Origin of the sequence: Aeromonas sp. PrichA-15 (assembly GCF_017939245.1) — a bacterium.
Lineage (GTDB): Bacteria > Pseudomonadota > Gammaproteobacteria > Enterobacterales > Aeromonadaceae > Aeromonas > Aeromonas caviae.
This window is the reverse complement of record NZ_JAGKRH010000174.1, coordinates 26,319-44,899: the sequence shown is the minus strand read 5'-3', so window position 1 is coordinate 44,899 and position 18,581 is coordinate 26,319. Positions and strand designations below refer to the sequence as shown.

15 protein-coding genes and 2 pseudogenes are annotated in these 18,581 nt (G+C 64.7%); 5 read left to right on the top strand and 12 right to left on the bottom strand.

Annotation, left to right across the window (positions count from 1 at the left end; all coding sequences use genetic code 11):
• The coding region (locus J9889_RS18060) for a transposase (protein WP_210538105.1) at window positions 1-135 on the top strand (135 nt) is incomplete at its 5' end.
• Between the two features lie 85 nt (window positions 136-220).
• Window positions 221-1,501 carry an L-methionine/branched-chain amino acid transporter gene (gene yjeH, locus J9889_RS18055; RefSeq protein ID WP_210557585.1) on the top strand — a complete coding sequence of 427 codons (1,281 nt, stop codon included), beginning with the start codon at window positions 221-223 and terminating at the stop codon, window positions 1,499-1,501.
• Between the two features lie 259 nt (window positions 1,502-1,760).
• On the opposite strand, the gene J9889_RS18050 is transcribed toward yjeH, so the two are convergent.
• From J9889_RS18050 to J9889_RS18035, 4 genes and pseudogenes are all read right to left on the bottom strand, one after another.
• Entirely contained in the window at window positions 1,761-2,297 is a 537-nt protein-coding gene (locus tag J9889_RS18050; protein WP_210557584.1) for a GNAT family N-acetyltransferase, read from the bottom strand.
• Between the two features lie 72 nt (window positions 2,298-2,369).
• Window positions 2,370-4,096, bottom strand: a pseudogene (locus J9889_RS18045) (ABC-F family ATP-binding cassette domain-containing protein).
• A gap of 348 nt (window positions 4,097-4,444) precedes the next feature.
• The gene (locus tag J9889_RS18040) at window positions 4,445-4,882 is read right to left on the bottom strand and encodes a PliI family lysozyme inhibitor of I-type lysozyme (protein ID WP_010673427.1); all 438 of its coding nucleotides are present in this window, start codon (window positions 4,880-4,882) and stop codon (window positions 4,445-4,447) included.
• Between the two features lie 112 nt (window positions 4,883-4,994).
• Complete coding sequence (locus J9889_RS18035; protein ID WP_069651731.1) at window positions 4,995-7,025, bottom strand: M13 family metallopeptidase; 2,031 nt, start codon at window positions 7,023-7,025, stop codon at window positions 4,995-4,997.
• A gap of 129 nt (window positions 7,026-7,154) precedes the next feature.
• Between J9889_RS18035 and tilS the strand changes: the two genes are divergently transcribed.
• A complete protein-coding gene (gene tilS / locus J9889_RS18030) occupies window positions 7,155-8,489 on the top strand; it encodes a tRNA lysidine(34) synthetase TilS (protein WP_210557582.1) in 1,335 nt (444 codons plus the stop codon).
• Window positions 8,490-8,531: 42 nt separating this feature from the next.
• Here tilS and J9889_RS18025 read toward each other — a convergent pair whose 3' ends face one another.
• Complete coding sequence (locus tag J9889_RS18025; RefSeq protein WP_039039444.1) at window positions 8,532-9,458, bottom strand: GGDEF domain-containing protein; 927 nt, start codon at window positions 9,456-9,458, stop codon at window positions 8,532-8,534.
• Window positions 9,459-9,645: 187 nt separating this feature from the next.
• Between J9889_RS18025 and J9889_RS18020 the strand changes: the two genes are divergently transcribed.
• Window positions 9,646-11,598, top strand: coding sequence for a monovalent cation:proton antiporter family protein (locus J9889_RS18020; protein WP_210557580.1), 1,953 nt, complete (start codon window positions 9,646-9,648; stop codon window positions 11,596-11,598).
• A gap of 27 nt (window positions 11,599-11,625) precedes the next feature.
• Here J9889_RS18020 and J9889_RS18015 read toward each other — a convergent pair whose 3' ends face one another.
• From J9889_RS18015 to J9889_RS17990, 6 genes and pseudogenes are all read right to left on the bottom strand, one after another.
• Window positions 11,626-12,786, bottom strand: coding sequence for a patatin-like phospholipase family protein (locus J9889_RS18015; protein WP_048208164.1), 1,161 nt, complete (start codon window positions 12,784-12,786; stop codon window positions 11,626-11,628).
• Window positions 12,787-12,903: 117 nt separating this feature from the next.
• Window positions 12,904-13,761, bottom strand: coding sequence for an alpha/beta fold hydrolase (locus J9889_RS18010; protein ID WP_210557578.1), 858 nt, complete (start codon window positions 13,759-13,761; stop codon window positions 12,904-12,906).
• Window positions 13,762-13,833: 72 nt separating this feature from the next.
• Entirely contained in the window at window positions 13,834-14,415 is a 582-nt protein-coding gene (locus J9889_RS18005; RefSeq protein ID WP_042864251.1) for a TetR/AcrR family transcriptional regulator, read from the bottom strand.
• Window positions 14,416-14,569: 154 nt separating this feature from the next.
• The gene (locus tag J9889_RS24570) at window positions 14,570-14,701 is read right to left on the bottom strand and encodes a hypothetical protein (RefSeq protein WP_282597960.1); all 132 of its coding nucleotides are present in this window, start codon (window positions 14,699-14,701) and stop codon (window positions 14,570-14,572) included.
• Window positions 14,684-14,761 (bottom strand): annotated as a pseudogene (locus J9889_RS24735) (DNA-binding response regulator); the annotation flags it as partial. The gene J9889_RS24570 and the pseudogene J9889_RS24735, both read right to left, overlap by 18 nt.
• 30 nt (window positions 14,762-14,791) lie before the next feature.
• A complete protein-coding gene (locus tag J9889_RS17990) occupies window positions 14,792-15,436 on the bottom strand; it encodes a response regulator transcription factor (protein WP_010673435.1) in 645 nt (214 codons plus the stop codon).
• A 158-nt stretch (window positions 15,437-15,594) separates the two neighbouring features.
• On the opposite strand from J9889_RS17990, the gene J9889_RS17985 reads away from it, so the two are divergent.
• Complete coding sequence (locus J9889_RS17985) at window positions 15,595-16,221, top strand: glutathione S-transferase (protein ID WP_210557575.1); 627 nt, start codon at window positions 15,595-15,597, stop codon at window positions 16,219-16,221.
• A 63-nt stretch (window positions 16,222-16,284) separates the two neighbouring features.
• Here the strand turns inward: J9889_RS17985 and J9889_RS17980 are convergent, their stop codons facing one another.
• Complete coding sequence (locus J9889_RS17980) at window positions 16,285-18,408, bottom strand: alpha-amylase (protein ID WP_201890156.1); 2,124 nt, start codon at window positions 18,406-18,408, stop codon at window positions 16,285-16,287.
• Between the last annotated feature and the right edge of the window lie 173 nt (window positions 18,409-18,581).

The window sequence follows — 18,581 nt, the reverse complement described above, 5'->3', positions numbered from 1 at the left end:
TACCCGATGCACACGAGTGTGCTGGAAGGGGTGAACAACAAGATCAAAGTGATAAAGCGCATGGCATATGGATTTAGGGACTCAGAATACTTTTTTCTGAAAATCAAGGCGGCCTTCCCCGGAAAGCCGCGATGAACCTTTTTTATGGGCACAAATGCTTAACAAAGCGGTGGTGGCGGCCTAACATGGTGGGATGTTTTTCTAGACGGGACAACAGGATATGTCTGGGTTGAAAAAGGATCTCGGGCTCTGGCAGGGGATGGGGCTGCTCGCCACCTCCCTGCTCGGTACCGGGATCTTCGTGGTACCGGCCACCGCCGCCTCGCTGGCGGGAGGGGCGTCGCTGTGGGCCTGGTTGCTGCTGATTGCTCTGGTGCTGCCCATCGCCTTTACCTTCGCCCGCCTCGGGCGGCGTTATCCCCACGCGGGGGGCGCCCCCCATCTGATTGGCCTCGCCTTTGGCAACGGCGCCGAGCGCTTCTCTGCTTTCCTCTTTCTGGCGGTGCTGCCGGTGGGCCTGCCTGCCGCCCTCACCATCGCCGCCGGTTTCTGGCACGCCCTGTTCGAACTGGGTGAGTGGACCCTCTGGGGCATCCAGCTGCTCACCCTGCTCGGGGTCTTTCTGCTGGGGCTGCGGGGGGCGCGCTCCTCCGGCAATCTGCAACTGCTGATCGCTCTGGCCATTCTGGGGCTCACCCTGCTCATCTGGGTCAAGGGGGATCTCAGCTGGCGCGATGCCGCCCAGCCTCTGCCAACGGCGAGCGAGTGGCCCGCCATGGGCTCGGCGCTGGCGGTGATGTTCTGGTGTTTCGTGGGGCTCGAGGCCTTCGCCCACATGGGGGAGGAGTTCAAGCGGCCAGAGCGGGACTACCCCCTTGCCCTGTTGGGAGGCGTGCTGCTGGCGGGGCTCATCTACTGGGTTCACTCGCTGGTGGTGCTCAAATATGACCTCTACGGGGACGAGGCGACCAATGCCACCGCCATTCCGGCCCTGCTCTCCCTGTTGTTCGGCCCCACCGCCAAGTGGCTGGTGGCGGTGCTGGGCTATCTCTCCTGCTTCGCCAGCATCAACATCTACCTGCAAGGTTTTGCGCGCCTTATCTGGAGCATGGCGCGGGAGGGCAAACTGCCGGTCTCCCTCTCTCGCCTCTCGGCCCGGGGCGCTCCCCTGCATGCCCTTGCCTGGGTGCTCGCCATCTGTTTCGTCTCCATCACCCTGATCCTCTGGCTGCGTCTGCCCCTCGATGCGTTGATCCGCTACGCCAATGGCAACTTCGTGCTGGTCTATCTGCTCTGCATGGCGGCCGGCTGGCGCTTGCTGTCGGGGACCGGCAAGGGGCTGGCGGGCCTCAGCGTGCTGCTCTGCACCCTGGTGCTGCTGGCCCTCGCTACCCAGGTGCTCTATGCCGTCGTGCTGAGCCTGGGGTATGGCGGCTTCTCCCTGTGGCGGCGCAGACGCCGCCGCTCGGCGTCCGATGAGGGTGTCTGCGCCATCAAGTAACTCCCGAAAAAAGCCCCGCAGTGCGGCAATGCTGTTCAGATAAGCACTTTTTTGACTGATTATTCATAAATTGGATTTGAGTTGAGGGGGCAAGGCTGTGTCCAGTCGATCTTCCTCCAGCCTTTATCCAGCGGGGCTTGCAATAGAAAGAGGGAGGCATCATGCCTCCCTCGCTTTTTTGTCCTGATACTACGTGGACTGGAACTCAAATTCTCTTAAGTGAACAGCATTGCCGCAGTGCGGGGCTTTTTGTTGCTGGTCACAGGCTGGCGGGCAGGTCGCTGCGCAAGATGGCGTAGTGGCGCAGGGAGATGAAGCCATCCCCCTTGCGCTCGCACTCCCGCGCCGTGCCCTCGTAGTGAAAACCGGCCCGCTCCAGCAGGCGGGCGGAGGGGAGGTTGGGCTCCTCCACCACTGCCAGCAGCCGGTGCAGGTCGGTGGTGCGGTAAGTGAGCGGTAGCCAGAGTTGCAGCGCCGCGCTCATCACCCCCTTGCCCCAGTGTTCGGGATAGAGCCAGTAGCCCAGCTCGGCACACCGGTGAGTCGGGTCGGCATCGTTGTAGCCGATGGCCCCCAGCGGCTCGCCCGTGTGCCAGTCGCGAATGAGATGCCAGGCGCCACGGCCGGTGCGGGTCAGCTCGGCATACCAATCCATCTGTGCCCGGCATGCCGCCAGGCTGTCGTAGCTGACGCCGTAGTAGGCGACGACCCGGGGATCGGAGAGGCCGCGATAGATGTGAGGCAGGTCGGTGTCGGTGACGGGATCCAGCCTGATGTGGGGTGGTGCTGATGTCATGATGACTCCTTGCGGCCAGCCGTGGCTGGCCGCGTGTGTTACGTAACAAGAGATGGATGATCCGGGCTGGCGTCAGGCAAACCCGAGCCGCTCGGCAAGGCGCGCCAGCTCGTCACGCCACTGCTGCTGCAGGCGCGGGGTCTGGTACCTGGGCTTGCGGGCCAAATCGGCGGCGAGCAGGGCATCGAGCTCATACCAGCGCGCCAGCAGCGCCTCTTCGTCATCCCCCGTGGCGGCCGCGGTCTGCGGGTCACCTGATTGAGCCGGGCTGCCCGCCTGCGGCAAGGGGGCATCGCCCAGCAGCTCGGCATAGGCCCGCTCGGCGCTGTGAGCCTCCTGGATGCGCCCGTCCTGTATCAGCCAGAAGCGGTTGCAACTGCGCTCGATCAGCTCCCGGTCGTGGGAGACCAGCAGCACGCCCCCGGGGAAGGCCGCAATGGCGTCGGCCAGCTCCTCCTTGCCCGCCAGATCCAGGTGATTGGTGGGTTCGTCGAGCCAGAGCATGTGGTGGCTGCCGAGGGACAGGGCGAGGAACAGCAACCGTGCCCGCTCGCCCCCGCTCAAGGTGTGCACCTGCTGGCCGTGGCGGGCATAGGGGAAGCCCGCCCGGATCAGCGCCTGTCGCCGCGTCACCTCAGGCAGAGGGGCCAGGGGGTACAGCGCGTCGCTCAGGGTGGCGTCGTCCGCCAGCTGCTGCAGGGACTGATCGTAATAGGCGATGCTGGCGCCGGGGTGGCAGTACCAGCCCGCCTGCGGACTCTGCATGGTCAGTTCGCGCCAGCACTGGCGCAGCAGGGAGGACTTGCCGGTGCCGTTGGCACCGAGCAGGGCGACCCTGTCTCCCGCCCGCAGCCAGAGCCCCTCGGCACGCAGCAGCGGCGGCAGTGCCGGTGCCGGCGATACGTCGAGGGCCTCCAGCCGCAGCAGGGTGTCGGCGGGCAGGCTCACTCCGCGCAGCTCGAGCCGCCAGGGGGCCAGCGCCGCCACCTGGCTCTGCTCCTCCTGCAGGCGGGCGATGCGTTTTTCCATGGACTTGGCCTGGCGCACCAGCTTCTCGTTGTCATGCTCCCGCCCCCAGATGGCGAGGCGTTTGCTGCTGGCGCTCAGGCGGTCTATCTCCTTTTGCTTATCCGCCCGGCGCAGACGGGTCTGCTCATCCTCGGCAGCCAGCGCCGCCCTGGCCTGGCTGCAGGGCAGGGCGAAGCGGTGCAACTGGCCGTCTCGCAGGATCAGGGTCTGATCCGTGACGCTGTCCAGCAGGCGAGCGTCGTGGGAGACCAGCACGAAGGCGCCGCGCCAGCCCAGCAGAAACTGCTCGAGCCAGAGCAAGGCGGGCAAGTCCAGGTGGTTGCTGGGCTCATCGAGCAGCAGCAGGTTGGGTTGGCGCAGCAGGGCGCGGCCTATCTGCAGCCGGCTGTGCTGGCCACCGCTCAGTGCACTGACCGGCAACGTGGCCTGGGCCTCCAGCTGCAGTTCGGCCAGCAGCTTGTCCACCTGCCATTCGGCGGGGGGTCGTTGCCCAGGGCATCCAGCAGCACGGCGCGGGTGCTGAGGGTGGAAAGCCCGGCTGGCAGTTGCTGGGCCACGAACTCGCAGCGGCAGGCTGCGGCCTGCACGATCCGGCCGGCCTGGGGCGTGCGCTCGCCCGCCAGCAGCGCGAGCAATGTGCTCTTGCCGCAGCCGTTGGCGCCAATCAGGCCGAGTCGGTCGCCTGCGCGAATGCCGAGTTCGAGGTGATCAAATAAGGGAAGGTGCCCCGCACTCATCTGCAGGGAATGGGTACTCATCAGGGTTGTCATGCTCTTGCTCTCTTAAATCGCGGGATGGGAAATCCCTGTCATCAGGAGCGCTGGCGACAACGGCAGAGTCGAGAAAGGTCTCGGTATGGAAGGGAGTCGGCTTTGCTCGAACCCGCTATCGCAGCGCGATGGTATGCAGGCAAGAGCACTTGAATGTGCCGAACAGGCGAGCCGAGAACATCGGACACGCTTGGATAACCATTTTTTACCTCCTTGTGTTTCGTTATGGCAGGGTGCGGCGATTATAGGCACAGAAAAAAACAGTCGTCCATCCGCCCTGTGGGGGCCGTGGGCACCGCATCGGGAGGTGCGGGGTAAAAAACGCCCCGTGATACGGGGCGTGGGGGGTCAGTCGCGGGGGGTCTTGAGGGCCTCAATCACATCGTCACTGGGGGCCAGCCCCTCCACGTGGTTGAAGCTCTCCAGCCCCTCCTGGGGATTGATGGTGAGGGCGTCGGCGCTCAGGTAGCTGCCGCTGCCGGCGCTCTCCACCACGACGATGACTTCAGGCTGCTTGTCGCCGTTGAGATCCAGCAACTTGATCTCCTTGATACTGCCATCGCGCGGCAGCACCTTGCCGTCGATGAACTGATCCAGCGGAAACTGGGGGTTGGCGCCGGAGTAGAGGCGCACGTCGTAGCTGCCGGTGGAGGCGGGCTCGCCGCGCCCTTCGCTGACGGTCACCACCTGGCCGGAGGGGAGCGTCAGCTGCTTGAAGAAGCCGTCCGCCGCCTGGCTGGCGAGGGGCAGGGTGAGCAGGCCGAGAGTAAGGAATAAGGCTTTCATGGAGAGGACCCTTGTTGCTGCTTGTGTGTCTGTGACGGGCAGGGGACGCTTCCCTGCCACGTCGGAAGCGGGCAGGGGGCCGCTGGTCGGCCGCCCCCTGCCCGGGTTGTCATCACCATATCTTGACCCGTTTGGCCGGGTCCAGATAGAGCTTGTCGCCGGGCTGGATCTTGAATGCCTCGTAGAAGGCGGGGATGTTCGGTACCACGCCGTTGACCCGGTATTCCGGCGGCGAGTGGGGATCCGAGGCGAGCAGCATCTGCATCAGCTCGGGGCGATACATGCCCTTCCACACCTGGGCCCAGCCGAGGAAGAAGCGTTGCTCGCCGGTAAAACCGTCCAGCACCGGGGCCTCCTTGCCATCCAGGGAGAGCAGGTAGGCCTTGTGGGCGATGGTGAGGCCGCCGAGATCGCCGATGTTCTCCCCCAGGGTAAACTGGCCGTTGACGTACTGGCCCTTGATGGGCTCGAAGCGGTTGTACTGGGCCACCAGCCGGCTGGTGCGGAAGCGAAACTCCTTGAGATCCGCCGGCGTCCACCAGTCGCGCATCACGCCGTCACCGTCGGATTTGGCCCCCTGATCATCAAAACCGTGGCCCATCTCGTGGCCGATCACCCCGCCGATGGCGCCGTAGTTGACCGCATCGTCCGCCGTCATGTCGAAGAAGGGGGGCTGCAAAATGGCGGCCGGGAAGACGATCTCGTTGTTGCTCGGGTTGTAGTAGGCGTTCACCGTCTGGGGTGACATGTGCCACTCGTCCCGATCGACCGGCTTGCCGAGGCGCGCCAGGTTGTCGGCGTATTCGAAGGCGCGGGCCCGCTGCAGGTTGCCCACCAGATCGTCGGGGCGAATGGTGATGGCGCTGTAGTCCTTCCACTTGTCCGGGTAGCCTATCTTGGGTCTGAACTTGGCGAGCTTCTCGAGGGCCTGGGTCTTGGTGGCCGGGGACATCCAGTCCAGCTCCTGGATGCTCTGGCCGTAGGCGGTGCGCAGGTTCTCCACCAGCTGCTCCATACGGGCCTTGGCCGCTGGCGGGAAGTAGCGCTCGACATAGAGCTTGCCCACCGCCTCCCCCAGGTTGTTGTCCAGTACCCCGAGGGCCCGCTCCCAGGGGGCGCGCTGCTTGGGCGTGCCGCTAAGAGCTGTGCCGAAGAAGGCAAAATTCTGGGCATCGGTCTGGCTGTCGAGGTAGGGGGCGTAATCGGTGATGAGCTGCCACTTGAGGTAGGCCTGCCAGTCAGCGACCGGGGTCTGCTGCATCACCTCGTTCAGGGCCGAGAGATAGGTGGGCTGGCCGATGACCAGGCTCTGCTGCCCCGCAAGGCCAGCCTGGGCCAGGTAGGCGTCCCAGTCGATGGCGGGGGCGAGGCGCCCCAGCTCGCTCACCGGTCCCTTGTTGTAGTTCTTCTCTCTGTCTCGCAGGGCCACGTTGTCCCACTGGATCTGGGCGAGCCTGGTCTCGAGGGCCAGGATGCGTTTCGCCTTGGCCTGGGCATCCGTCTCACCGAAGCGGGTCAGCATGGCGGCGATGTGTTGCTCGTACTTGTGCAGCAGCGCCTGGCTGTTGGGGTCGCGCTTGAGGTAGTAGTCCCGATCCGGCAGGCCGAGGCCGGCCTGGTAGAGGTAGACGGCATAGCTGTCAGGGGCCTTGGCGTCGGCGTCAATCCAGAAACCGAAGGGGGAGCCGCCACCGGTGCGGGCGCTCTGGGCGAAGGCCCGGGCGAGATCCTGCGGCGTGCTGATCTGCTCTATCTCGCTCAGCATTGGCAGCAGGGGCGTGGTGCCCTTGGCGTTGCGGGCGGCCTGATCCAGATAGCTCTGGTAGAGGTCGTGGATCTGCTGGGCCGGGGTGCCGGCGGCGGCTTTGCCATCCAGCCCCTCCACCAGCACCCGCACGTCCGCCAGGGATTTGTCCCGCAGCAGGTAGAAGGCGCCGTCGGCGGGCCTGTCATCGGGGATCTTGGCCGTGGCGAGCCAGTGGCCGTTCACGTAGCGGAAGAAGTCGTCACCAGGCTTGACGCTGGTGTCCATGTTGGCCAGCGCAAGGCCGGAGTGTTTGTCCGGTTGGCTCGGTGCCTGACTGCAACCGGCCAGCAGGGCCAGCCCGACGAGGGTGGCCAGGATGTGTTTCTTGTTGTTCATTATGGTTTTATTCCAATTCGGGTTATATGGCTTCCTTGCCCACGTAGGGAGCGATTCACTCTAGCAGCCGGGTTAGCGCTTGATAAGCCCGACTCTGCTAAGATCGGCCTGGTCGTATTGGGGAAGCCTATGATTTCTCGTATTTATTCTCGTTTTTGTCAGACCCTGCCCACGCCGGAAGGTTCCCGCGGTCTGCTGGTGGCTTTCAGCGGCGGGCTCGACTCCACCGTCTTGCTGGCGCTGGCGGCCCGTTTTGCCCGCGCCCACGGCCTCGCCCTGAACGCCCTGCACGTTCATCACGGCCTGAGCCCACATGCCGACGACTGGGTGGCTCACTGCGAAGGGGTGTGCCGGCAACTGGCGGTGCCCCTCATCGTGGAGCGGGTGCAGCTCTGTCGGGGCAACGGGGAGAGCCTGGAGGCCCAGGCGCGGGCGGCGCGTTATGAGCGACTCGCCGCCCACCTGGGGGAGGGGGAGTGGCTGCTCACCGCTCACCATCAGGACGATCAGCTGGAGACCCTGCTGCTGGCGCTCAAGCGGGGTGCCGGTCTGCGCGGGCTGGCGGGTATGGTGGCGAGCCAGCCTTTTGCCGCAGGCCATCTGTTGCGCCCCTTGCTCGACATGAGCCGGGCCGAGCTGGCGGAAGCCGCGCAGTCACTTCCTTATGGCTGGGTTGAGGATGAGAGCAACGAGGACCCGAGCTATGACCGCAACTTCCTGCGCCAGCAGATCATCCCCCTGCTCAAGGCCCGCTGGCCCGCCATGGCCCGGACGACGGCGCGCACCATGGCCCTGTGCGCCGAGCAGGAGGCGCTCATCGGCGAGCTGGCCGAGGCGGACTGGCAGGCAGTGGGTGAGGGAGAAGGGCTGCGCATTGACGGACTCCTCTCCCTCTCCCCCGTGCGGCGCAACAACCTGCTGCGCCACTGGATCCGCCGCCAGGGGGGGGAGATGCCCTCCCGCGAGCTGCTGGGCCTGCTGTGGCAGGAGGTGGCGCTGGCGCGCGATGACGCCAACCCCAGGCTGAGCCTGCAAGGGTTGGCGTGCCGCCGCTATCAGGGGCGCCTGTACCTGGTGGCGCCGGATCTCGCCCCCCGCGAGGAGGTGCTGCCCATCGGGATGGAAGAGACGCTCACCCTGCCGGACGGGCTCGGGCAGTTCAGGCTCTGGAGAACGGATGGCGAAGGGTTGCGGACACCGAGGGGGGACGAACCGCTCTCGGTGCGTTTTCAGGTCGCCCCCGGCGTCATGCTGAAACCGGTGGGGCGGGTGGGCAGCCGGCGGCTCAAGAAGCTGCTGCAAGAGTACGGGGTGCCCTCCTGGCAGCGGGGGCGCATTCCCATCCTCTACTACGGTGAACAGGTGGCACTGGTGGCCGGGCTCTTTGTCTGCGACGGATTTCTGGCGCCAGAAGAGGGGGTGGCGTGGGAGTGGCGGCCCCCCGTCCCCCAGGATGCGGATTGACATCGCAGAGTGACAGGGGGCCGGGAGGCGAAGGGGGATGCCCTATTCGGGCAGGCCGGAGCCCCCGGCTTTCTTGCGGGCGTAAAGGTGAGTATCGGCCGTCTCGTAGAGGCGCTGCACATCCATGCCCGACTGCCAGCTGGCGGCTCCCAGGCTGCACCCCACCGAGAAGGCGCTGAGCTCCTTGTGGCTGTGGAGCACATGTTGCAACCGCAGCCAGACCGGGCGCCAGGCCTCGGGGTCCGCGGGTTGCAGCAGCAGGGCAAATTCGTCCCCGCCGAGGCGAAACGCCTGATCCGTTCCGCGAATGCACCCCTGCAGCAACTGGGCGAAGCGGCTTAGCACCAGGTCGCCCACCGGGTGGCCCCAGGTGTCATTGACCTGCTTGAATCTGTCGAGATCCAGCAGCACCAGCACCAGGCCGTGGGGTTCCCGGCTGTGTTGCTCCACCGCCCGGCCGATGGCCTCGTCGAAGTAGGCGCGATTGCCAAGCCCGGTCAGGTGGTCGAGCCGCACCTGCTGCTCCAGCCGATCCAGCCGCAAGTAGAGGGGCAGGGGGAGGCTGAACAGCTGATGATATTGCTCAAGCAACCGCCTCTGGCCGTCGCTCAGAGGGTGCTCCAGCTCGTAGTGCAACTGGCCGAGCAACTGCTCGTGTCGTCCCCGCAGCTCGAAGCGATAGGCATGCAGGGTCAGCCTGGCCTGGGGCGGGTGCGAGATGAGGGGATGGGGCTGGCCACAGTCGAACTGGAGCGAGTGGATCCGGACAATGTTTGCCACCCGCTCGGCAAAGATTGCCAGCAGGGCGTCAAGATCCCGTTGCCCCAGCAACTGCTCGATCTGCTGATAGCGGTCCTGCCCGGTCAAGGGCGCAAGCCGCTCCATCTGCTGTACCCACTGCTCTATGCCATGTCCGAAGCCGTTCAATGACGATGTGTTTTCCACGTTACAGCCCTTACACCTCTCCATTCATTGCACAGGCTCTTGCAAGCCCTGTGCCTAAAATATGTCCGATGAAAAACAAGGGGGCTGGCTAGGCTTAACGGGATGAAACGGGAGGGGAAATCCCTGCCGCTGAGCGAGTGGCGTGCCATATGGGGAGCGGGCGCTGTGCTTCCGGGGAAGAGGGTGCCGGGCAGATGAAGGAGAGGGATGGGTGTACGCCGATGTGTTGATCCTGCTGATCTTCGCCGTTGTGCTGGTGGCCATTTTCCGGCGCCTCGGCCAGCCGGTGATCCTTGCCTATCTGTTTGCCGGCATGCTGCTCGGCCCCCATGGCGTGGCCATCGTCACGGGTCAGGCCATGATGCAGACCATAGGGGAGCTTGGCATCGTGTTCCTGATGTTCTCCCTCGGGCTCGAGTTCTCCCTGCCGCGTCTGCTCGCCATGCGCAAGCTGGTGCTGGGGGTCGGCAGCCTGCAGGTGCTGCTCACCTCACTGCTGTTTTTCGGGCTCGGCTGGTGGTGGGGGCTGAGCCTGGCCCAGGCGCTGGTGGTGTCAGGCACCCTGGCGCTCTCCTCCACCGCCGTGGTGATCAAGCAGCTCGGCGAGCTCAAGCAGCTCCATACCCGGCGAGCCCAGCTCGGGGTGAGCGTGCTGCTGTTCCAGGATCTTGCCGTGGTGCCCCTGCTGGTGATGATCCCCATCCTGGCCCAGCCCGAGGTGCAGGGCAGCGCCCTGCTGGCGGAGGTGGCCTGGGCCTCCCTCAAGGGGTTGTTTGCGCTCTCCGTGCTGCTGGCGGTGGGGAAGTGGCTGCTGCCCATGCTGTTTTTCGAGGTGGCGCGCGCACGTTCAGACGAGCTCTTCGTACTGAGTGCCCTGCTGGTGGCATTGCTGGCGGCCTCCCTGACCCAGTGGATGGGGCTCTCCATGGCGCTCGGTGCCTTTCTGGCGGGCATGATGCTGGGGGAGTCCCACTATCGTCATCAGCTCGAGGTGGACATCAAGCCGTTTCGCGACGTGTTGATGGGGCTCTTCTTCATTACCATCGGCATGACCATGGACTGGGCGCTGGTGGCGGACGCCTGGTGGCAGGTGCTGGCCTGTGTGACGGGGCTCATCCTGTGCAAGTCGCTGCTCATATTGCTGGCGGGCCGCCTGATGGGGGAGCGCAAGCGCGACGCCATGGCCGCCGGCATCATGTTGAGCCAGGTCGGGGAGTTCGGTTTTGTGCTGCTGGCGCTGGCGAGTCATCACGGCTTGCTGGATCACCAGCTGGTCTCTCTGCTCATCGGCATCGGTGTCATCTCCATCGCCCTCACCCCCTGGCTGGTGTTGCGGGCGCTGGGGCTTGCCCACTCCCTCACCGACAGTACCCTGCTCTCTCGCGCCGAGGTGGCCCAGTCGGGCCTGAGCAAACACCAGCACGTCATCATCGCCGGGTTCGGACGCACCGGCCAAACCTGTGCCCGCTTTCTCAAGCTCGAAGAGATCCCCTTCCTGGCCCTGGATCTCGATCCCGAGCGGGTGAGCGAGGCCAAGCTGGCGGGGGAGCAGGTGGCGTTCGGCGATGCCAGTCGGCGCGACATCCTGCTGGCTGCCGGTCTGCTGCGGGCGCGGCTGGTGATCATCACCTTCGACGATCGCAAGCGGGTCGATGCCATGCTGACGCTGATCCGGGAGCTGGCGGGGGAGATCAAGGTGCTGGTGCGTACCCGGGATGACAGCTTCCTCGAACACTACAAGCAGGCCGGCGCCTTCGAGGTGATCCCCGAATCCCAGGAGGGAGCCCTGATGCTGGTCTCCCACCTGCTGCTCAACTGCGACATTCCCATCGGCCGGGTGATCCGGCGCATGGAGCACGAGCGCAGCAGCCAGTATCGCTTTCTGCACGGTTTCTACTGGGGCGGCAAGAGTGCGGGCAATCTGGAAACGGATCAACTGCTCGAGCGGCTGCACCCCGTGCTGCTGCACGACCAGGCCTGGGCGGTGGGACACAGGGTACGGGATCTCGCCCTGGGAGAGGTGCGCATCAAGGCGATTCATCGCGGGGAGCGCAGCCTGGATCCCAGGCGCGAGCTGGTGCTGGCGGCGGGAGATACCCTGGTGCTCTTCGGCACGGCCGTGGCCATGGAACAGGCGGAGCAGCGCCTGCTGGAGGGACGCTAGGCTCTCCTTGCCATGAGATAAGGCCCCTCAGGCCTCTTCGCGAAACTGCTCCTGCCTCCCGCTGCCCGGCAGGTCGAGGAAGGCCTCGATGCGCTGGCGGTGATCCAGCGCGTCCTGGTATCCCAGCTTGATGAGCCGCTGGCAATAGCCGGGGTCAAACATCAGGAAGCTGGCCAGGCTGCTGCTCTCTTCGCCGTTGACCCCGAGCACCCGCAGCAGACGGCGCAGCTGGGTCGGCAACCGTGGGAGGTATTCGAGGGCGATGAGGTCGAGATCCTGGCTGGGGCGGATCACGCAGGTCTCCACCTGGCGCAGTTTCAGCCGACTGCGCTCCCGTGCCGGAATGAGGGAAAGGGTCTGGTTGATGCGCCCGAGCCGCTCCAGATCCGAATTGAGGGTGTCGGAGAAGACGGTGTTGAGCAGATGGCTCGCGATGTTGGAGCTGGTCAGGTGCCCCTGGCGGGGAGTCGGGTTCTCCCTGTGAGGGGAGTCCAGGGTCACCAGCAGGATCCGCTCCGCCCCCAGGTGGATGGCGGGACTGAGCGGGCTCAGCTGGTGGATGGAGCCATCCCCGTAGACGCGATCGCCGATGGGGGTGGCGGGAAAGACAAAGGGCAGCGCCGACGAGGCCAGCAGATGATCCGAGGTGAGCAGGGTACGCAGGCCACGTCGTCTGGCGCGCTCCCAGGGCTGATGTTCGGCCCGCCCCTGGAAGAAGGTGGTGGAGAGGCCGTCATCGTAGTCGGAGGCCGTGATGGCGATGGCCTCCAGGCTGCCGTAGAGGATGTTGTCATCGATGCGGTGATAGTCGATGAGCTGATCCAGCAGACGGCGCAGGGGGGCGTTGTCAAACAGGTGAAAGGCTCGGTTGCTCTGGGGGGTGATGAGGCCGGCCGAGCCCTGATAGAGGGTGCGCCACAGCAGTTGGCAAGGGTGGAAGTCGAAGATGTGGTGGGTCTCGAAACGTCGCCAGACCCACTCCAGCTTGCGCACCCCCAGATGGAAACAGGAGGCGTAGCACGCCAGCGCCGTGATGTTGAGAGCCCCCGCCGAGGTGCCGCACAAAATGGGGAAGGGGATGCCGATGTTGCGGGGGTAGAGTTCGGCCACCGCCTTGAGTACGCCGACCTGATAGGCGGCGCGGGCACCACCACCGGTCAGCAGAAGAGCAGTATTGGGTCTGGCCATGAGGGTGCGCCTTATCGTGATCGCCAGGGCGGGTTGCCACCGCGCAATTCAACTATAAGACGTTGTATACCGGATAAAAATGGGCCGCACGCTCAATTTTTGCGGCCCGTTTCATTTTCAGTTTGCCAAGGGCGTCTGGCTCAGTTGATCGAAGGCGGCGAAGGCTGGAGGGCTTGCCAGAATACGGCCATGGCCGAGCCCCCGGGTGCTGACCAGTCGGGTTCTGCCATCCTGGGCCGCGCGCAGGGAGTCCCGGTGGGGGGCGAAGCGGTCTTCCTCATCGTGAACGATGAGGGCGGCGCCGCTGCGCCGGGCGAGCCGGCCAAGGGGGTCAACCGTGCTGAGTGGGTGCTGGTATTCGTGTTCAATCTCCTTGACCACCGCATCGAACAGCCGGATGGAGTAGCCGGAGCGCGCCACCATGCCGTAGAGCTGGGGCACGTAGTCGAGCACCGGGGAGATGAGCAGCAGCGGCAGCGCATCGATTGCCGGGTGACGGCTGCTGAGGGTGACGGCGCCCCCTATGCTGTGGGTGATGACGCCCTGGACGGGGCCGACCCGCTCGAGGATTTCGTCGAAAGCGCGCACGAAGCGGGGCAGGTGGCCCCTGTTCCCTTCACTCCGGCCGTGGGCAGGGTGATCGTAGGCGAGGGCCGTATAGCCCTGGGCGGCGATGTGGCTCATCAGCGGATAGAACTGGCTGGCACTGCCTGACCAGCCGTGCATCAGCAGCCAGACCGGCCCCTGCCCGAGCCGGTAGCTCATCAGGGTCCCTTCACTGGTGTGGATGGCCTGCTCGACCACGCCGGCCGGGGCTGCGACGTCCCGGGTCGCCCGCTGCGGGGTGAGCAGCAGCTTGCTGGCGGTGCGCTTGGCGTGGGTGGGCGCGAGCACGTGATGCAGGCGGGTGCCGAGGCCCAGCAGCAACTTGCTCGGGCTGAAGCGGCGTGTGTTGAAGTAGATCTTGCTGCTCATGGTCATCCTGTGTCTTTTGTGTGCGAACGGTCGTGCTTTTTTGCGGCTTTTTAAAAAGAAGAGCCCGTCGGGTCAGCGCCAGCTGGCCAGCAATTGTTCCACCTCGGGCCAGAAGTGGCGGGCCGGATCCTCGCTGAGCCCCAGGGCATGGAACACCTGATCCCCGAGATAGAGGCCATAGAGGCGATAGACGGCGCGCCAGGGATCGAGATCGCTGCGCCACTCCCCTCTGGCCTGCCCCTGCACTACCTGGCGTGCCAGGTAGTCGAGCCAGAAACGGACCAGCTCGCGTGCCGCCTGCTGGACCTCACCCTCCTGGGCGGAGGTCCAGGCATCGAGGAACATGCAGCGGCCGGCAAAACTCTGGTTCCAGGCCAGCCAGGCCTGCAACAGGGCGAGCAGTTTCTCCTGCTGGGTGGCGTGTCCCTGTTGGCGCACCGGCTGGATCACCCGCTCCCGAAATACCTCGGCGGAATGGGTGAGTACGGCGATCTGCAGGTTGTCACGGGACTGGAAGTGGGCGAACAGACCGCTTTTTGACATCTCGCAGGCCGTTGCGAGGGAGCCTATGGTGAGGCTCTCCAGCCCCTGCTGGCTCGCCTGCTCGAATGCAGTCTGCAAAATGGTGTCGCGGGTCAGACGTCCCTTGCTCATCCGGCTCTCCTCTCTCTGGGCTGGCAGCATAAAGTACGACCGTGCTAATTGTCGAGCCGCAAATGGTGCAGGGAGGCCGTTTCCGGCTGCCGCGGGGGGCCAGAGAGTCTGTTGGAGGGGGCGCTGGCTCGATACAAGCCAGCCGGGGACGAGCTCAGTCGTCCTTGATGCCCATTTGCTGCAGGGCGATGACTGCCTGGGTGCGGTGCTTGACCCCGAGTTTGCGGAAGGCGGAGTGATATGGGCTCTGATGGTGGCAAGGGGCACAACTGTCCTTGATATCCATCTGCTGGAGGGCGATGACCGCCTGGGTGGGGTTTTTGACCCCAAGTTTGCGGAAGGCGGAGTGATATGGGCTCTGATGATGGCAAGGGGCTCAACTGTCCTTGATATCCATCTGCTGGAGGGCGATGACCGCCTGGGTGCGGTTCTTGACCCCGAGTTTGCGGAAAATCGCGGTGATATGGGCCTTGATGGTCGCCTCGGAGACGTTGAGCTCCCAGGCGATCTGTTTGTTGAGGCTGCCATCCCGCAACATGATGAGCACCTTGTATTGCTGGGGGGTGAGGCTGGCCAGTTTGGTGGCGAAATCGGGCCCTTCGCTGGGCTCGGGATGGAGGGAGATGCCTTCCGGCACCCAGTTGTCCCCCCCGATCACCGTATTGAGGGCGCTGACCAGCTCTTTCATGGGGACGGACTTGGGAATGAAGCCGAGCGCGCCCAGGCGCAGCACCTGCTGGATGATGGCGGGATCCTCGGAGGCCGAGACCACGACGATGGGGAGATCCGGGTGATGTCCGCGCAGATAGGCCAGCCCCTCGAAGCCGTTGGCCCCCGGCATCTTGAGATCCAGCAGCAGCAGGTCGACGTCGGGATGTTCATCGAGCAGGTGGCTCAGGCTGTCGATGGAGTCAGCCTCCAGCAATCTGGCGTCGTCGATGGCCATGTGCACCGCTTGATAGAGGGCGCCCCGAAACAGGGGGTGGTCATCTGCGATGACGATGGTAAATTGGCTGTCCATAGCTCACATTGTTGCTAACCGATTGTTTTGAAAAATCAAACTAGCACTGCTACCCAAGTGGGTCAAACCCGCCAGTACGCAAATGTGAGGTGGTCATCGGATGTCGTGCCACGGGGCCGGCGGGATGGCCAGTAAACAACCCATGCAGGAGGCAATCGATGGGATCCCTGGTTTTGACGGTGGGCACGGGCTCCACCTGGGCAATGAGAACGGCGCTGGTGCTGGCCATGAGCGGGCTCAAGTGGCAGGAGCAGGTCTTCGAACTGGAAGATGCCAAGGAACTGCAACGGCTCAAGCGCACGGCCCCCGCCGGCCTGGTGCCCTGGCTCGACGACGGTGAGCTGCGTATTCACGACTCTCTGGCCATCGCCGAATATCTCCACGAGTGTTGCCCGGAGCGCCACCTTTATCCGGTGGACAAGGCCGAACGGGCCCTGGCCCGCAGCCTGTGCGCCGAGCTGCACGCCGGTTTTCGTCAGATCCGCACCCTGCTGCCCTTCTTCCTGGGGGCGCCCACCCAGAGTGAACCGCCGGTGGAGGTCATCGACGAGCTGGCCCGGTTGCAGACTCTCTGGTCCCAGGCGCGGGGGCCCTTCTATTTCGACGAGGCGAGCATTCTGGATGCCTTCTATGCGGTGATGGCCTATCGACTGGCAAGCTATGGCATTTCGCTGCCCGGTCAGGCTGGCGCCTATCAGCAGGCCTTGCTGGCCTGGCCCCTGTGGCAGGAAACCCTGCTCAGGGCGAGGTTGCAGTGGCCAAAGGCGGCCCGCCAGTCTGATTGATGTGGGCGTCGGCAAGACAAAAAAGGGGAGCCATCGGCTCCCCTTTTTATTCAGGCCAGGTCGCTATTTCTGCCGACCCGCGAAGACCACGACCACTTTGTCTTCTCCTTTCTCCCGCACGAAGCCATAGGGGACATCGGAAATCTTCTTGTGGCTGCCCGCCGCGATGGCAGGGTGGGCGGCACGGAACTGGCCGAGCCGTTGCCAGTGCTTGACCAGCTCCGCCTTCTCGCCACTCGCCAGCTCCTGCCAGTTCATGTCCGAGCGCACGCTCTGATCGAACACGCCGCCATCCTTGGCCAGTCCCCGGCCGGACTCGTCGCCATAGTAGATCTGGATGCCCCCCGGCAGCAGCATGAAGCTGTTGGCCACCCGCCGTTGCAGCGCCACGTCCTGATAGTCGCCGAAGAAGAGCTTGGTGTCGTGGGAGCTGATGTAGCTCAGCACGTTGAACTCGGGATCCTGGTTGATGCGGCTGGCGTAGCTCGCATAGGTGGGCTCTGCCCCCGCCATGCACTGGGCCTGGGGCAGGGCGAATTCACGCTGGTAGTCGAAGTTGATCAGGGAATCGAAGCCGTGCTGGTACCAGAAGTCCTTGGCGACCCCGTGATCCCACACCTCGCCCACCATGTAGAAGGGAAGGTCATCGAGGGCCTTGCCCGGGTTGGCGGCCTTCCACTCCTTGAGCGCGTCGGTGCCCGCCTGCTTGAGCCTGGCCCAGACCGCGGGCTCCAGGTGCTTGACGGTGTCGGCACGGAAGCCGTCGATGCCGAAGCGGCGCACCCAGTCGGTGTGCCAGGCAATGAGGTAATCGGTCACGGTGGCGTTGGGCAGGGCCTTGGCCCTGGTGTCTTTTTTGGCAGCGAGCAGCGGTGGCAGCCCCACCGATCTGGTGGATTCGGTCAGGAAGTCCGGCAGTCCCGCCACCGAGCCGGTGACGTCGTCGGTGCCGGGTTGCGGGTAGCCGGGCAGGCCTGCGCGCACCCAGTCAGGGCCCCACCACTTGTCCCAGTGGGATGACTGGTAGTCGATGAACTGGTTGTAGCCATGCCAGTTGAGGCCGCCGCTCGGGCGCCATTCGTTCCAGCGACTCGGCAGCTTGCCGGTGTTCTGGGTGAGATCGGTGAGCCCCAGATCCTGCAAGTCGGCGAGGGTGGCGTAGCCTGCGTGGTTCATCACCACGTCGAGGATGATCCGCATGCCGCGCTTGTGGGCCTCGTCCACCAGGGTTTTCAGGCTCTCTTCGTCGCCGTAGTTGGGGTCGATTTTGGTGAAGTCGAGCGCCCAGTAGCCGTGGTAGGCGTAGAAGGGGAAGTTCCCCTGTTCGCCACCGCCGATGAAGCCGTGGACCTGTTCCACCATGGGGGTGATCCAGATGGCGTTGATGCCGAGTTGCTTGATGTAGTCGAGCTTCTCGGTCAGCCCCTTGAAGTCACCGCCATGCCAGGTGGCCACTTCGTCCTGACCATCCTTCTGACGACCGAAGCTGTGATCATTGGCAGGATCGCCGTTGTGGAAGCGGTCGGTCAGCAGAAAATAGACGCTCGCCTGATCCCAGCTGAAGGGAGCAGGCTTGGCGGCCTTGACCGGCTCGAGCAGCAGCAGGCCGCCGCTCTCCTTGCTCGGTGTCAGGGTGATCTTGCCGCCCTTGACCACGTCTTCCTGTCCCGAGTAGGCATCCCGCAACCGGGTGCCGTCGGGCCAGACGCCCTTGAGTGATGTCGTGACCGGGCCGCCATCCCAGCTGATGCAGGGCTCTTCCGGGGGCTGGCGTTTGAACTCGCTCTTTTTGGTTGCCCGCAACACCTTGAGGCTGGGGGTATCGGGGTTGAAGGTGAACTCGTAGTCCCCCGCCAGCATCACCCTCAGATTGAAGTCTGTCCCCTTGCTGCACTTGTCCATGGGCTGGGCGGTGCCGAAGGGAAGGGGCTTGGCCTCGGTTGGCCCGAAGCTGGTGCCGCAGCTGTTGCCCGCATCGCTGATGCGGATCTGGTGGCTCCCCTTGTCCAGTCTGTGGGTCAGAGTGACGGTGCCCTTGTCCAGCGTCAGCGCCTCGGCCACCGGTTTGCCATCCACATGGAGATAGACCTCGGGGGCGGCCATCGCCTGACTGATGAACAGCGGTGTGGCGAGCACGGCCAGCCACAGGGGTGATGGGCGAAGAGCGGGGCGCGAAGAGAGACGCATAAGCCATTCCTTGAGCAGAGTGTGAGGAGCAGGGTCCGTTGAGGCACTCATTCTAGGGTGCGCTGGGGCAGGCTTGGACCGGTAAAATACCGATTTGTGACGTCAGTTCAAATGGTTACGTTTTCAAGAATGGAAAAGTGTGAACCGGGTGTCGCGGCCATGAAAAAAGCCGG

Bases quoted from the DNA above. Each gene is read 5' to 3' on its own strand.
- yjeH (WP_210557585.1), top strand. From the start codon at position 221: ATGTCTGGGTTGAAAAAGGATCTCGGGCTCTGGCAGGGGATGGGGCTG.
- J9889_RS18050 (WP_210557584.1), bottom strand. From the start codon at position 2,297: ATGACATCAGCACCACCCCACATCAGGCTGGATCCCGTCACCGACACC.
- J9889_RS18040 (WP_010673427.1), bottom strand. From the start codon at position 4,882: ATGAAAGCCTTATTCCTTACTCTCGGCCTGCTCACCCTGCCCCTCGCC.
- J9889_RS18035 (WP_069651731.1), bottom strand. From the start codon at position 7,025: ATGAACAACAAGAAACACATCCTGGCCACCCTCGTCGGGCTGGCCCTG.
- tilS (WP_210557582.1), top strand. From the start codon at position 7,155: ATGATTTCTCGTATTTATTCTCGTTTTTGTCAGACCCTGCCCACGCCG.
- J9889_RS18025 (WP_039039444.1), bottom strand. From the start codon at position 9,458: ATGGAGAGGTGTAAGGGCTGTAACGTGGAAAACACATCGTCATTGAAC.
- J9889_RS18015 (WP_048208164.1), bottom strand. From the start codon at position 12,786: ATGGCCAGACCCAATACTGCTCTTCTGCTGACCGGTGGTGGTGCCCGC.
- J9889_RS18010 (WP_210557578.1), bottom strand. From the start codon at position 13,761: ATGAGCAGCAAGATCTACTTCAACACACGCCGCTTCAGCCCGAGCAAG.
- J9889_RS18005 (WP_042864251.1), bottom strand. From the start codon at position 14,415: ATGAGCAAGGGACGTCTGACCCGCGACACCATTTTGCAGACTGCATTC.
- J9889_RS24570 (WP_282597960.1), bottom strand. From the start codon at position 14,701: ATGGATATCAAGGACAGTTGTGCCCCTTGCCACCATCAGAGCCCATAT.
- J9889_RS17990 (WP_010673435.1), bottom strand. From the start codon at position 15,436: ATGGACAGCCAATTTACCATCGTCATCGCAGATGACCACCCCCTGTTT.
- J9889_RS17985 (WP_210557575.1), top strand. From the start codon at position 15,595: ATGGGATCCCTGGTTTTGACGGTGGGCACGGGCTCCACCTGGGCAATG.
- J9889_RS17980 (WP_201890156.1), bottom strand. From the start codon at position 18,408: ATGCGTCTCTCTTCGCGCCCCGCTCTTCGCCCATCACCCCTGTGGCTG.